Source organism: Halopseudomonas salina (genome assembly GCF_008641105.1).
In genome coordinates this window covers 529,977-543,045 of record NZ_VTTI01000001.1, presented here as the reverse complement: position 1 = coordinate 543,045, position 13,069 = coordinate 529,977, and the positions used below count along the sequence as shown (strand labels likewise).

Annotated in this window: 15 protein-coding genes; 6 read left to right on the top strand and 9 right to left on the bottom strand. The window is 57.2% G+C overall.

Annotated features, from left to right (window positions below; genetic code table 11):
* Positions 1-19: 19 nt before the first annotated feature.
* Both FZF01_RS02445 and phoU read right to left on the bottom strand, forming a co-directional pair.
* On the bottom strand, positions 20-1,174 hold the full coding sequence (locus FZF01_RS02445; protein WP_150276500.1) for an iron-containing alcohol dehydrogenase: 1,155 nt from the start codon (positions 1,172-1,174) through the stop codon (positions 20-22).
* Between the two features lie 140 nt (positions 1,175-1,314).
* Complete coding sequence (phoU, locus tag FZF01_RS02440; protein WP_150276499.1) at positions 1,315-2,037, bottom strand: phosphate signaling complex protein PhoU; 723 nt, start codon at positions 2,035-2,037, stop codon at positions 1,315-1,317.
* A 295-nt stretch (positions 2,038-2,332) separates the two neighbouring features.
* Between phoU and FZF01_RS02435 the strand changes: the two genes are divergently transcribed.
* The 4 genes from FZF01_RS02435 (at position 2,333) to FZF01_RS02420 (ending at position 6,170) form a co-directional block, all read left to right on the top strand.
* Positions 2,333-2,725: an acyl-CoA thioesterase gene (locus tag FZF01_RS02435; RefSeq protein ID WP_150276498.1), complete on the top strand. Its 393-nt coding sequence runs from the start codon at positions 2,333-2,335 to the stop codon at positions 2,723-2,725.
* A gap of 38 nt (positions 2,726-2,763) precedes the next feature.
* A complete protein-coding gene (locus tag FZF01_RS02430) occupies positions 2,764-3,324 on the top strand; it encodes a TRAP transporter small permease subunit (protein ID WP_150276497.1) in 561 nt (186 codons plus the stop codon).
* Positions 3,324-4,691, top strand: coding sequence for a TRAP transporter large permease (locus FZF01_RS02425; protein WP_150276496.1), 1,368 nt, complete (start codon positions 3,324-3,326; stop codon positions 4,689-4,691). The genes FZF01_RS02430 and FZF01_RS02425 overlap by 1 nt, the downstream gene beginning before the upstream one ends.
* 147 nt (positions 4,692-4,838) lie before the next feature.
* Positions 4,839-6,170 carry an MFS transporter gene (locus tag FZF01_RS02420; RefSeq protein ID WP_150276495.1) on the top strand — a complete coding sequence of 444 codons (1,332 nt, stop codon included), beginning with the start codon at positions 4,839-4,841 and terminating at the stop codon, positions 6,168-6,170.
* 47 nt (positions 6,171-6,217) lie between these two features.
* Here the strand turns inward: FZF01_RS02420 and FZF01_RS02415 are convergent, their stop codons facing one another.
* Both FZF01_RS02415 and FZF01_RS02410 read right to left on the bottom strand, forming a co-directional pair.
* Entirely contained in the window at positions 6,218-6,715 is a 498-nt protein-coding gene (locus FZF01_RS02415; RefSeq protein ID WP_150276494.1) for a nucleoside deaminase, read from the bottom strand.
* Positions 6,716-6,981: 266 nt separating this feature from the next.
* Complete coding sequence (locus FZF01_RS02410) at positions 6,982-7,533, bottom strand: hypothetical protein (protein WP_150276493.1); 552 nt, start codon at positions 7,531-7,533, stop codon at positions 6,982-6,984.
* Between the two features lie 344 nt (positions 7,534-7,877).
* On the opposite strand from FZF01_RS02410, the gene FZF01_RS02405 reads away from it, so the two are divergent.
* On the top strand, positions 7,878-9,005 hold the full coding sequence (locus FZF01_RS02405) for a zinc-binding dehydrogenase (protein WP_150276492.1): 1,128 nt from the start codon (positions 7,878-7,880) through the stop codon (positions 9,003-9,005).
* A gap of 65 nt (positions 9,006-9,070) precedes the next feature.
* Here FZF01_RS02405 and FZF01_RS02400 read toward each other — a convergent pair whose 3' ends face one another.
* The 3 genes from FZF01_RS02400 to FZF01_RS02390 all read right to left on the bottom strand — a co-directional run bounded on the left by FZF01_RS02400 (position 9,071) and on the right by FZF01_RS02390 (position 11,056).
* Positions 9,071-9,715: a DUF2959 domain-containing protein gene (locus FZF01_RS02400; RefSeq protein WP_150276491.1), complete on the bottom strand. Its 645-nt coding sequence runs from the start codon at positions 9,713-9,715 to the stop codon at positions 9,071-9,073.
* Between the two features lie 257 nt (positions 9,716-9,972).
* The gene (locus FZF01_RS02395) at positions 9,973-10,224 is read right to left on the bottom strand and encodes a ribbon-helix-helix domain-containing protein (protein ID WP_150276490.1); all 252 of its coding nucleotides are present in this window, start codon (positions 10,222-10,224) and stop codon (positions 9,973-9,975) included.
* 241 nt (positions 10,225-10,465) lie between these two features.
* Positions 10,466-11,056 (bottom strand): TetR/AcrR family transcriptional regulator, encoded by a 591-nt coding sequence (locus FZF01_RS02390; RefSeq protein WP_188434346.1) that lies wholly within the window; start codon positions 11,054-11,056, stop codon positions 10,466-10,468.
* A 170-nt stretch (positions 11,057-11,226) separates the two neighbouring features.
* Between FZF01_RS02390 and FZF01_RS02385 the strand changes: the two genes are divergently transcribed.
* Entirely contained in the window at positions 11,227-12,159 is a 933-nt protein-coding gene (locus FZF01_RS02385) for an alpha/beta hydrolase family protein (protein ID WP_188434345.1), read from the top strand.
* A gap of 150 nt (positions 12,160-12,309) precedes the next feature.
* Here the strand turns inward: FZF01_RS02385 and FZF01_RS02380 are convergent, their stop codons facing one another.
* Both FZF01_RS02380 and FZF01_RS02375 read right to left on the bottom strand, forming a co-directional pair.
* Complete coding sequence (locus FZF01_RS02380; RefSeq protein ID WP_150276487.1) at positions 12,310-12,672, bottom strand: helix-turn-helix domain-containing protein; 363 nt, start codon at positions 12,670-12,672, stop codon at positions 12,310-12,312.
* Complete coding sequence (locus FZF01_RS02375) at positions 12,662-12,970, bottom strand: type II toxin-antitoxin system HigB family toxin (protein ID WP_150276486.1); 309 nt, start codon at positions 12,968-12,970, stop codon at positions 12,662-12,664. Before FZF01_RS02375 ends, FZF01_RS02380 begins: the two co-directional genes overlap by 11 nt.
* Positions 12,971-13,069: the final 99 nt, after the last annotated feature.

Here is a 13,069-nt window from a genome sequence, read left to right as displayed (position 1 = left end):
GTGAAGTTTGAGAAATATCCTAGAGCACCCCGCGCAGGGCATTGAGAAACAGCTGCTGATACTGGCCGGCATCAAACTTGAGAGCGTTGGTTCTGGCTGCGACATCCTTGGCTGACATCTTGCCGACCAGTTCTGCCTGGGTGTCGTCCATGCCGATCTCGGCCAGCGTGTGGGGGATTTGCAGTTCCGCGCGCAGTGCCAGAACCCACTCCAGAACGCCCTCAAAACCGGCAGTAGGCAAGTCCAGGTAACGTGCCAACCGCTGCATTTCCGGCTCGATGGCCGCTCGATTGGCTACCAGAACATAGGGCATGACAATAGCGTTCAACAAACCGTGGTGGCTGTCATACAGAGCGCCAAGGCTGTGCGATACCGCGTGAATGGCGCCGAGGCCCCGCTGGAAGGCAACCGCCCCCATGCTCGACGCCACCAACATCTGTTGACGGGCATCCACGTCCTGACCGTTGGCCGTTGCACGGGGCAGAAACTCCTTGACCAGCCGCATACCCTCCAGAGCTACGCCCTCTGCCATTGGATGGTAGACCGGTGTGCAATAGGCTTCGAGGTTGTGCGCCAGGGCGTCCATCCCGGTTGCTGCAGTGAGCTTGGCCGGCAGGCCCAGGGTCAGCTCCGGGTCAAGGATAACGATACCTGGAACCATCTTGAGGTGAAAAATGGGCCGCTTGACGTGGTTCTCATCGTCGGTGATCACTACCGCCTGGCCGACTTCCGACCCGGTACCGGCAGTGGTGGGCACGGCAACTACCGGCAGCATCTTGCTTGCGTCCACTGTAGCCGGACCGGCTTCCCACAGGGTGCAGGTCTGATGTGCGATCAGCGCCACGGCCTTGGCTGCGTCGATGGCGGAGCCACCACCAAAGGCAATCACGCCATCGTGCCCCCCGGCCTTCAGCGCTGCTACCCCGTCGGCCACGTTGCCACCGGTGGGATTGCCCTTGATGCTGCTGAACAGTCCTACCTGCAAACCAGCGTCGCGGCAATTCTGCAATGCCTCTTCAACCATGGTCATCGCCGCCAAGCCTGGATCGGTGACCAGCAATGGTGCCTTCATGCCCAGCTGTTTACAGGATTTGCCGAGTTCACGAATGCGACCTGCACCCACACGCATCGCGGTCGGGTAGTGCCAATTCATACTGTAGGAAGTGATCTCCATGGAAGCTCCAGAGTTGGGAAGAGGAATCGCAAGCGTCACATGACTCTACTGCCCAGCAGAGATACAGTTAGCTTCAGTGTCCCAAAACATACCCAAAACCGGGCGTCGCGTCTATGCCCCAAACGCGAGAAAAGCTTCTCCTAATCCTTCCTGACCGTTTCCTGCATGCGCTCGAGTCCCTGATAACGCACGTCGGTGCCCTTGACCAGAAATATGACCTGCTCTGCTACGTTTCGCGCATGGTCACCCACCCGCTCAAGTGAGCGCAGCACCCAGAGGATACTCAGTACGCGACTTATGGATCGAGGGTCTTCCATCATGTAGGTAACCATCTCGCGCATGGCGCTCTTGTACTCCTTGTCCACGATCTTGTCCTCGCGGGCCACCAATAAAGCCTGGTCGCTGTCGAGCCGCGCAAAAGCGCTCAATGCGTCCTGTACCATTTGCCGCACATGGGCACCGATATGGCGGCATTCGACATAACCCTGTGGCGACTGGCCTTCGTCAACCAGCAGCAGGGCCCGTTTGGCGATCTTCGACGCTTCATCACCAATACGCTCCAGGTCCACAACGATCTTGGTTATGCACATTATCAGGCGCAAATCGCTGGCGGCGGGCTGGCGCCGCGCGAGTATGCGCATGCACTCCTCGTCAATCTTGCGCTCCATCTGGTTAACCAGATCATCAGCGGCGCGCACCTGTTCACCGAGGACCGCGTCTCCCTCAATCAGCGCGGTGATGGCGTCATTGATCTGCTTCTCGACCAGACCGCCCATCTCCAGCGTCTGGGTGCGGATGCCCTCCAGATCCTCGTTGAACTGCGTGGATATGTGCTGGGTAAAGACCTCGTTGTCTTCCTTCATCACTTTTGTCTTCCTGCTGATTGTCGAGAAAACCGTCATCAGGCGGCGAAGGCTCACCTGCCACCACATAACAGACATGCGTCAACCGTACTGCCGGAATAGGACAATTGTGTGACCATCTTGCGAGTCGCCTGCAGAGAACCCTCTGCCCGTGCCGGTCTGTGGCACATTGCCCGGCACACAAGCATTGAGACACGGCCCGCAATCTCTTACCATAGACAGGCTTTGCGAATGTCAATAGACGCAGCACGCAAGCGGATAAAACAATTACAACAGACCCTTATTCGAGTATCCCATGCAAGAGATAGACAAGGATCCGGTGCCAACGGGGGAGTTGGCGCTGAAAATCACCGCATTGCCACGCGACAGCAACAGCTTTGGTGACATTTATGGCGGCTGGCTGGTCTCCCAGATGGACGTGGCCGGCACCAGCACCGCCTCGCGGCTGGCCCGGGGTCGGGTAGCCACAGTGGCAATAGACCGCATGGGCTTCATGGTCCCGGTGCCTGTGGGCGCCCAGCTGGCCTTTCACTCCCATGTGCTCGAAGTCGGCCGCAGTTCGGTGAAGATGCTGGTGGAGGTCTGGAGTGAGGACCTCGCACATGAGGGCAGTCGCAAGGTCACCGAAGCAATCTTTGTGTTCGTTGCTATCGATGATCGGGGCCGGACGCGGGTAATCCCTTCCTGATACGCCGGGTTTTCCGGCGCACCAACCACGGACAAGCCATGCCAGGCCGCCCTGCAACCCGCTGTTTGACGATAGCCAGCGCCATTGATCACCTGACAGGCTGGCTGGGTCGCACCCTGTCGTGGCTGACCCTGCTGATGGTTCTGCTGACCGGTGCGGTAGTGCTGCTGCGGTATGCTTTCGGCGTTGGCGCCACCGCCATGCAGGAGCTGGTTCTATACGCACACGCCCTGGTTTTCATGGGCGCCGCAGCCTGGGCTCTGCAGCGCGATGCCCATGTGCGGGTCGACATTTTCTTCAGGCGCATGTCGCCGCGGCGCCAGGCGCTGGTCGATCTCACCGGCAGTCTGTTCTTTATGCTTCCGGTCTGTCTGTTTCTGGCATGGAATTGCTGGGATTACGTAGCAGTGTCCTGGGCACGCCAGGAACGCTCGGCTGATGCCGGAGGCCTGTCCTGGGTGTATCTGCAAAAAAGCATCATCCTGCTACTGGTGTCCACCTTGCTGCTCCAGGCTCTGGCACAGATCATCAAAACGCTCTGCGTACTTACCGGAGCACTACCCAGCCATTTGCCAGCGAAGCACGGAGAGCACCTGTAATGCCCGAGCTGATGGCCATCGCGCTGTTTGTCTGTCTCTGCCTGGCTTTGATGCTCGGCTACCCTGTCGCCTTTACCCTGGGAGGCATCTCCCTGCTGTTTGCCGGGGCCGGCGTAATGCTCGGCCTGTTTGACCCAAGCTTCTTCGGCGCACTGCCCAGCCGACTGTTCGGCACGATGAACAATCAGACACTGCTGGCAGTGCCATTGTTTGTTTTCATGGGGGTCATGCTGGAGAAATCCCGGGTGGCCGAGAAGCTGCTGGAGTCCATGTCACAACTGTTCGGGGGCCTGCGCGGCGGTCTCGCGTTTTCTGTCTTGCTGGTCGGGGCATTGCTGGCGGCCAGCACCGGTATTGTCGGCGCCACTGTGGTCACGCTCGGCCTGTTGGCATTACCAACAATGCTGCGCCGCGGCTATGATCCTGCCCTGGCCACAGGAACCCTGGCCGCTACTGGTACGTTGGGTCAGATCATTCCGCCCTCGATCATTCTCGTACTGCTCGGCGATGTGCTCTCCAATGCCTACCAACAGGCACAGCTGCGCATGGGGATCTTCTCACCCGAAACAGTCACGGTAGGCGACCTGTTCATTGGCTCCCTGTTGCCCGGGCTGCTGTTGGTTGGACTCTACCTGCTGTACCTGATCGCCGTAGCGCTCTGGCAACCCGAAAAGATGCCGGCACTACCGGTCGAAGAGCGTGGCCAGGTGAGTATCATCGGCCTACTCGGTAGCCTGTTCCCACCCCTACTGCTCATCGCTGCGGTACTCGGCTCGATACTTGCCGGCATAGCCACACCAACAGAAGCCGCGGCGGTAGGAGCCATCGGCGCGATGTTGCTGGCGCTGGCCAACGGCCAGTTGTCCATTGCACGACTTCGCGAGGTCAGCCGCGCGACTACCGAGATCAGTGCCATGGTGTTCATGATCCTTATCGGCGCTTCGATATTCTCCCTGGTGTTTCGCGGCTTTGGTGGCGAAGAGATGATCCACAACCTGTTTCAACAGCTACCGGGCGGCGCCTTTACCGCAACGCTGCTGGTCATGCTGGTCATCTTCCTGCTCGGCTTCATTCTTGATTTTATCGAGATCACATTCGTGGTCGTTCCCATTGTCGGTCCGGTGCTGTTGATGATGGGCATCGATCCTATCTGGTTGGGGGTCATGATCGCCCTCAATCTGCAAACATCCTTTCTGACTCCCCCCTTCGGCTTTGCCCTGTTCTACCTGCGCGGGGTCACACACCCCGACGTGCCGACCTCGGCAATCTATCGCGGGGTGCTGCCGTTCATAGCCATCCAGATCCTGATGCTAGTGATCGTGGCCCTGTGGCCTGGCCTGGTCACCTGGCTGCCGGGCGTTCTCTAGCCATTTTTTACGTCAGAACGGAGCAAAATCCGGTCGATTGAGGCTTAGCTATCCTGCAAGGGGAACGGCAACGTTTTGTGTTTGTCCCAGGCAGCGAGATACCGCTTCAAGGTATGTCTATACGCCCAGCACGTCCCCGGAGTTTCAATGCAACGAACCGCCCTGACCCTGTCATCGCTGATTACCAGTATCATTTTGCTGATCAGCGGTAACGCCTTCCTGATGACTCTGCTCGGCCTGCGCCTGAGCATGGAGGAGTTCAGCGCCAGCCTGATCGGCTGGATTCTGGTGTTCTACTCCCTCGGCTTTGTCGCCGGAACCCTATGGGCTGGACGTATCATCGAAAAGGTCGGACACATCCGTGCCTTTGCCGTGTTTGCCGCCATCCTCTCCGCGTCGATCCTGGTGTATCCGATGGCCGTGCAGGCTGAACTATGGGGGCTGCTACGCGCGCTGGGCGGCTTTGTCATGGCCGGCCTGATGATCGTCATGGAAAGCTGGTTCAGCAGCAAGGCCGACAACCGCAATCGCGCGACTCTGTTCGCGGTATATCAGTTGGTGTTCTTTCTTTCCACAGCTGGCGGGCAGGTGCTTATACGGGTCAGTGATCCGGGCGGCTTCATTCCCTTCTCCCTGGCGGCCATTCTGATCGCCCTTGCGCTGGTACCCCTGTCCCTGACGCGCGAAGCTTCCCCGACCATCGCCCAGAGCGAGCGCATGTCACTGCGCAAACTGTACAAGGCGTCTCCACAGGGCGCCTTGGGAGCACTGGTGGCCGGGCTGCTGATCAGCGCTTTCTACGCCATGGGGCCGGTGTTTGCCAATCGTATCGGTCTGGACATCAAGCAACTCTCGAATTTCATGGCCGCATCCATCATTGCCGCAATGATTCTGGCCTGGCCCGTGGGCCGCCTGTGCGACCGTTACGACCGCCACCAGGTCATGCTGGTGGCCTCTTGCGTGGCCGCCATCTGCAGCTTGGCAGCGGCGTTGGTTGGCGATTTCAACATGACCTTGCTGGTGATCTTTGTCGGCTTGTATATGGGCATTACCGCCACGCTCTACCCTATTGCCGTGGCCATTACCAACGACCTGATGGAAAGCCACCAGATCACCGCTACCAGCACCGCCCTGCTCCTGAGCTACGGCGTCGGCAGCTGCATCGGTGCGCCACTCAGTGCGCTTTTCATGGAGCTGCTCGGCCCCCGCGGTCTGTTTATCAGCAATGCACTGATTCTCGGCGGGCTGATCCTGTTCATGCTGTTCGGCCCCAGTCGCAAGCGCCCGGCTGTCGTCGATCAGCAACAGTTCATTACCCTCTCACCCGAGGCGGCACTGGGTCTGGCGGAGCTGGATCCACGGTATACCGAGTTTGAAGAAAATACTGACCAGGAACCGCACAAACCGGAACCAGATGCGGTGCCTAAGGACACGCGGGAGGAAGATCTCAGCGCAGAACCGCTACCGCGCCAGCTATGATCTGCAGGCCTTGCACCCTGCTTATCCGCGCGGCCGCAGCCAGGCAATCAATAGGGTTGCCGATCGTGCTTGACCAACCAGGCCAGAAAAGGCGCGCCCGGGTCTTCGACCTCCAGCTGGGACAGCCCCAACTCTTGCATACGCACCGGGTGTGTCTGGCCGTAAAGCTGCTCGGCAATATTCCCGTCAGCAAAGCCCGCAAGGTTCGCCGTCTCCTGGGATGCGGCGAAAACAATACGCGGAATACGTGCCCAGTGGGCGGCGGCCAGACACATGGGACAGGGCTCACAACTGGCATACAGCGTAGTGTCCTCCAGGTGCGGACTGGCCAGATCGCTGGCGGCCAGACGTATGGCCAGCACCTCGGCGTGTGCAGTGGGATCGCAGTCCAGGGTCACCCGGTTCGCCGCCTGAGCGAGAACCTCGCCATTGCGAACCACCAACGCGCCAAAGGGTCCACCTCCCTTGCCTACGGACTCAACGGCCAATCGGACAGCCTGCAGAAGAAAGGTCTCGTCGATGGTCTTGTTTAACGGGTAGCTCACGTAAGTGTCCTGCTTATGACCGGTTGTAACTCAAATCCTAGCCTGAATAACCGCAAACCGGTATACCAAAGGCTCCGGCCCACAAAGGGGGCCGGAGCCTGCTATGGCAACCGCGCTTCAGTCAATAAGAGCAGTTGCCGCAGGGGCTCCGTGATTATCTAAAAAGTTTCGCTATGGAGCATCCGGCAGAAAAGAGCAAGTCCGAGCCCGTGGGGCGGCAATTACAGCAAGTGCAAAGCCGTGCCTGACAGACACGGCCTGAGCCATTACTTCACCAATGAAACCTGCTGGGGCTCAATCTTCAGCTGAGCGAGGCGCCGCAGGAAGTTCTCGATGTTCTTTTTTGCCGAACCTTCGTTGGCCAGACGCAACCGTGTAACCGCAACAAAGGCGTCACCCACCGTCGCGGTATGCGGCGCCACCACCAGCTCCTCGAATACCTTCTGATTGGTCTTCGTATCCACCAGCGTGTAGCGAACGCGAGTCGTCACCGTCATATCAAAGCCCACCAGGGGTTTGTCGACGCCGACCATCGCTACCTGCAGATTGTAGCGACCCTTATCGCTATACAGACCCTGATTGCTCAAGCTGTTGCGTAGTGCGCCCAGGAAAGACTGGTTGCTGATCTCGGACGTCCACATTGGATTTGTTTCGCGACCGCCAGATACCGTATCCAAAGCAACATTCTTGTTCAGCTCCTGAGCATATTTCGCTTTCTGCATGGACTGATAGGTGATGTTCTCCTGTTTCGCGCCCGAGGCGCAGCCGAACAGGTAGGTAGTCGCCGCTAATACAATCAGCAATTTGATCAATTTCATGAAGGTCTTCCGTGGTAGTTAGTGGGTTACCGCGGACAGATCGCGCACGCCGGCCCGGGCGCGCGGGCGGCGATAGATCGAAAAAGCATCGTATCGGGCATCCTTGCCGAGGGGGTGCGAAAAATTCTCGCAGCCTGTTGATCTTGCGTGACTTATGGCGTTTTGCCAATAGCGTGAAAACGCAAAAGTAGCGGCTAAAATCGACGTTTCAGGAGGCATAAACGGCGGTGATCGGTTGCCATGGCGATGTTTTAGCCACAATCAGCGTTATGATCAGAGCGTTCAGCAACGCGGGTCACGCAAGCCCTCAGGACCAGAACTCTTACCATTTCCAGGAGAAAAATATGACTGACACCAACATCGAACTTATTTCCACCATCAGCGAAGACAACACACTGGAGCTCGCCCTGCGCGAGATCGACATCCCGCAGCCCGGCGAAAACGAAGTCATCATCCGCATCGAAGCTGCCCCTATCAACCCGTCCGACCTGGGCGTGATGTTCAGCGCGGCGGATATGACGACTGCCAAGCAATCCGGCAGCGCCCAGCGTCCGGTCATCAAGGCCGACGTGCCAGCCAAGTTCATGGGTGCCGTCAAAAAGCGCGTGGGCAAGGCTATACCCGTGGGCAATGAAGGCGCCGGTATCGTTGTCGCCGCTGGCTCATCCGCAGCCGCGCAAAGCCTGATGGGCAAAACCGTTGCGTTCATTGGCGGGGGCAGTTACCGCAAGTATCTTCGCGCCAACGTGCAAAGCTGTCTGGAACTGGAAGCGGGTACCACCCCAATCGAGGCCGCTTCCAGCTTCGTCAATCCACTGACATCACTGGCCATGGTAGAAACCATGCGCGCTGAAGGTCACAAGGCCATCGTTCACGCGGCCGCCGCCTCCAACCTGGGGCAAATGCTCAACCGCATCTGCATCGCCGACGGCATCGACCTGGTCAATATTGTCCGCAAGCCGGAACAGGAAGCCTTGCTGCGCGACCAGGGTGCCAAGTACGTGGTCAACTCCAGCAGCGACAGCTTCATGGCAGACCTGACCCAGGCTCTGATCGAGACCGGCGCGACCATCGCCTTCGACCCTATCGGTGGCGGTCGTCTGGCCAGTGATATTCTCACCTGCATGGAAGCTGCTGTTTCTCGGGACATCACGGAATACAGCGTGTATGGATCGACCATCTTCAAACAGGTGTATATCTATGGCGGCCTGGATCGCGGCCCGATCACGCTGAACCGCACCTTTGGTTTTGCCTGGGGTGTAAACGGCTTTTTGCTGTTCAATGCGCTCGGAAAACTGGGCAAGGACACCGCCGCCGCCATGCGCAAGCGCGTAGCCGCCGAAATCAAGACCACCTTCGCCAGCCACTACACCCACGAGGTCTCCCTGGCCGGCGCGTTACAGCTGGATTCGATGGCGGTTTACGGAAAGCAGGCAACCGGCGAGAAGTTCCTGATCAAGCCACAGAGCTGAGGTTCAACCCCTGGCCGCAAGGCCACTGTCGGGCGCTGGAGTCGGATGGCTCCAGCGCCTGCCCCTCAATCCTGCAGGCTGCCGATAAAGGCTTCCGATTCGGCAATGGATTTTTCCATCTCCCAGATCAACTGAGCGACATCCGTTTCTATATCCCCCAGCTCACCTTGCAGCGAGTCGATGGCACGCGCGTTCAGGTTGTGCTTCAGAAACAGCACCTGATCCTGGAAGGCTCGTAATACCGGCTCCATGCGTGACTCTGCACTGCGCATCGCGCTGATAAGCCCCTGGTATTGCCGTCTGGTCTGGCTTAACTTGGCTGCACTTTCGCGCTTGAGGTTGGCGCTGCTGTACAGCTCGATTTCATCTTCCCACTCATCGAACAATGCCTCGGATACATTTTCGACCGCATCGATGCGCTCTGACACCGCTTCAGCTGCGGCCTTACTGTCTTCGTATTCGTCATTCAGCCTGTCGTAACGTGCTGCCAGGTCCTGATCCTTGATCTGAACAATGGCGCGGAATTCCGCCAGGGCAGATTCAAACTGTTCCTTTGCATCGGTCTGCGCCTCCTGAACCGACTCCACGCGATTGACCATGATATCGCGCTTGTGGACACCCACTTTCTCCATGGCGCCGTAATAAGCCGACTGACAGCCGGCCAGGGACAGGAGCAAAAAAGAGATGAAAAACCAACGCGTTAATGACATGTATCCATACCTTTAGCTGTGTTCCGAAGAGCGTGATGGGACCAGGTCTTTGTCTTTCGCGATGCCCGTGCTGGAGGTCATTCGTCGCAAGAACCGGGCATAAGATTGATGTTCATCTGACATCAATCACGACTGTTGATTCCCGGGACTGAATAGCGGGATTCCAGGATGGCCTAGATTTTTTCGTGATAGGCGCGGAAGCACCAATGACACTGAATTCATTGATTTTGGTCGCCATAACGTTGATCTGACCGCAACTACTGGACCCCAATTACTGCGCCGCCGACCGCCTTGATAGCCAATATATTCAGCGGCTTCGGGACGCCGCTTGACTCTCCCTCAACGAGTGCTTGCCTCAACATGGCAAAACGTTCCTTGGCCTGCTTGTCCTTTAGAACAAGACCAAGGATGCATTCACTATCGTTTCCAAAGTGCCCGTTTTCAACCTGGGTTTCCACCCAGCCGTCTTGTTGTTCAGTCAGCGTATAGGTTTTGCGGTGCATGCTCATGGCGAGTGCTCCTGTATGGCTGTCATATGACAATACCATGCTCCTGCCTCGCGCCGAATCAACGGCCCTCTTCTTACGGTACAACGCAAAGCTTTACGTAGGCTTTCATAGCCGCGAAGCGGCGGAGACGTAGTTACTGTGATGCAGAGGAGTGTCACCCACCGGGCAAGGGGCAGGTCTTACAGTTTCAGTTCATCCGATCCCCATTACTCTTGATCTGACCCTAATTACGCTCCAATTACTAAAGCTTTAGGCCATTCAACATGTCCCTCAGCATTCCGTTCAAGTCCTGGTGGACCTGATGAACGTCCGGCAGGCTATTCAGATTCATGGAGGCATTGACGATCAGGCCATAAATCATATTAACCACCAGCTCTCGCGAATAAGGTTTCATACGTCCGCTGTCCTGCAGGCGCGCCACGACCCGTTCGATATTGCCCATGGCGTAATGGCAGTCGATCGCACGCCAAGCATCCCATCCCAGTACGGTAATCACTTCCTGCAGTGCAATTGTGTGCTTGCCATGGCCAACGACATAATCCAGAAAGGCGCGACACTGGGCAAATGCGTAAGCCCAGTCGTCATCCTGCTGTGGGACAGCGGCAATGACCTCAGACACCTGCTTTGCCTGGCGCTCAAAACACGCGCTGAATACAGCACGCTTGCCCTTGAAATGGTGATACACAGCCCCCTTGGTTACGTTCGCCTCCTTCGCAATCGCCTCAAGGGAAGTACCACTGAATCGCTGACGGCTAAAAAGCCGGTGACCTGCTTCTAGAATAGCTTCGCGGGTTTCTTCTGCGTATGCCTGCCGTCTGGTCTGAGTTTCCATGCTTGAAGCTCCATAAATTGTAGGCATACCCTGCTTTCACATACCAAAGGTATGTGACATCCTAAAAGTATTAAAGCCATGGATTATCGTTCGATAAAGCCGAGGTTCCTATGGGATCAGGCGATAAAAATCCTGTGCATCTTTTGAAATTGGGAAAAGGGGAGCTACTTATGGACAAGGACATCGCTGACAAACGCGGTGCGCAACACCTGCTATGCGAGGATGGCTATCCGATCGAGGCAACCCTCTATCAAGCGAATGCTCCACGTGGAACCATAATCATCGCGCCTGCCCTGGCAGCTACCCGGTCTTTCTATGCCGATTTTGCAGGTTATCTGGCATCTCAGCATTTTGACTGCCTGACATTTGACTATCGCGGAACGGGCGACTCCCTCGCAAAAACAGAGCCCTACGCCGTCGCCATTGAGGACTGGGGAAAACAGGACATCGAGGCCGTTATCCGTTTCGCAACAGAACGTAGAGGAGGCCTGCCAGAACACCATCCCATTCATTTGCTAGGCCACAGTATAGGCGGCCAATTGGTCGGCCTGGCCCCCTCTTCACGCGATCTCACCCGCATTGTTCATGTGGCTGCCTCCGCACCCTACTGGCGCCGCTGGCCTTTTCCGCTGAACGCCAGAATGCTCGCTGTCTCTCGCGTGCTGATACCCTACCTTTCAGCGTTCCGAGATCAATTTCCTTCGCGCCGGCTGGGGCTGGGCGGCGTGGATATACCTGCCTCCGTTAGCAGAAAATGGGCACGGTGGATGCGGAGCCCCGACTACCTATTCGATCCCCGCTTCGGACTCGACCTGAGCGGCTATCAAGCGCTTGAGCAGCCCCTGCTTTCCTGGAGCTTCAGCGACGATGACATGGCACCCGACGCCAACGTCGCCCATCTGTTGACCCATTTTCCGAACGCCCAGGTCACCCGTCGACATCTGGACGTCTCTAATTTTCAAAAGGGCGCAGTAAGGCACGCAGGTTTTTTCAAACCTCGTTTCGAGAAAACACTGTGGCAGGAGACGATTGAATGGCTAATGAATGCGGAGGCAACTATCCCGGCTCAGCCACGGCACACACGGGAGCCGGAAACAGAATGAGATCTATCGTGGAAAGGTTCATCTAACAACGAGAAGGCCAGGTCTTGGCTTTTGCCAAGCTACCTTTAACCGAGAGGCAAAAGGCAAGACCCGACCCCAGCACCGGACCCCAGCACCGTTCATCAGCAACCGATCCGGGCCCGCCGCAGATTAAGCAGCCACACCACTCATCAGGCTCTCGTATGGAATGTGTAGGCCCTCGTGCAGTCGCTTGATCATGCGAACGCTCAGGCTTCGATTGCCGTTAAGGACTTCTGAGACGCGGCCGCTCGGACCAATGAATTGCTCCAGGTCACGCGGCGTAAGGCCGTCCTGATCCATCCTGAACTTGATCGCCGCGATAGGGTCAGCGGACTGGATCGGATAATGCTTGTTCTCGTACGCCTCGATCAGCGTCACCAGCACCTCCATTTCATCCGCTTCAGGCGTGCCCTCCTCAGCCTGGAACACATGCTCAAGACGCTGGAAGGCAGCAGTCAGGTCGTCATCATTGCGAATCGGTTTAACATTCATTGACTGTCTCCACATCTATCTGATCGTAACGGGCATGAGTGCCTATGAATTTCACCCAGACAATCTGCGCCCTGTACTGCACCTCAACAACCAAGCGGTATTTATTACCGCCGATGTTAAAAACCACACGGTTTTTGCCACAGAAACTTGCCGTACCGTAGCGATTCTTTACATCCTGCGGTGAACTCCACACCGCATGCGTGACTTCTTCATACCAGCTTTCAAGCGGACCTTTGGCGTCACCCTGCCCCGGCTGCTGCCAGAACAGCACCAATGACCTCTTGGCTATCACGCGCATCAAAGACTCTCCCGTTTTGGGAGATACTAGCGGGCCATTGGTTAATAATCAACCCGTGCCTTTGTCATCGATAGCCAACTGAGCTAGTAACGCGGGTAC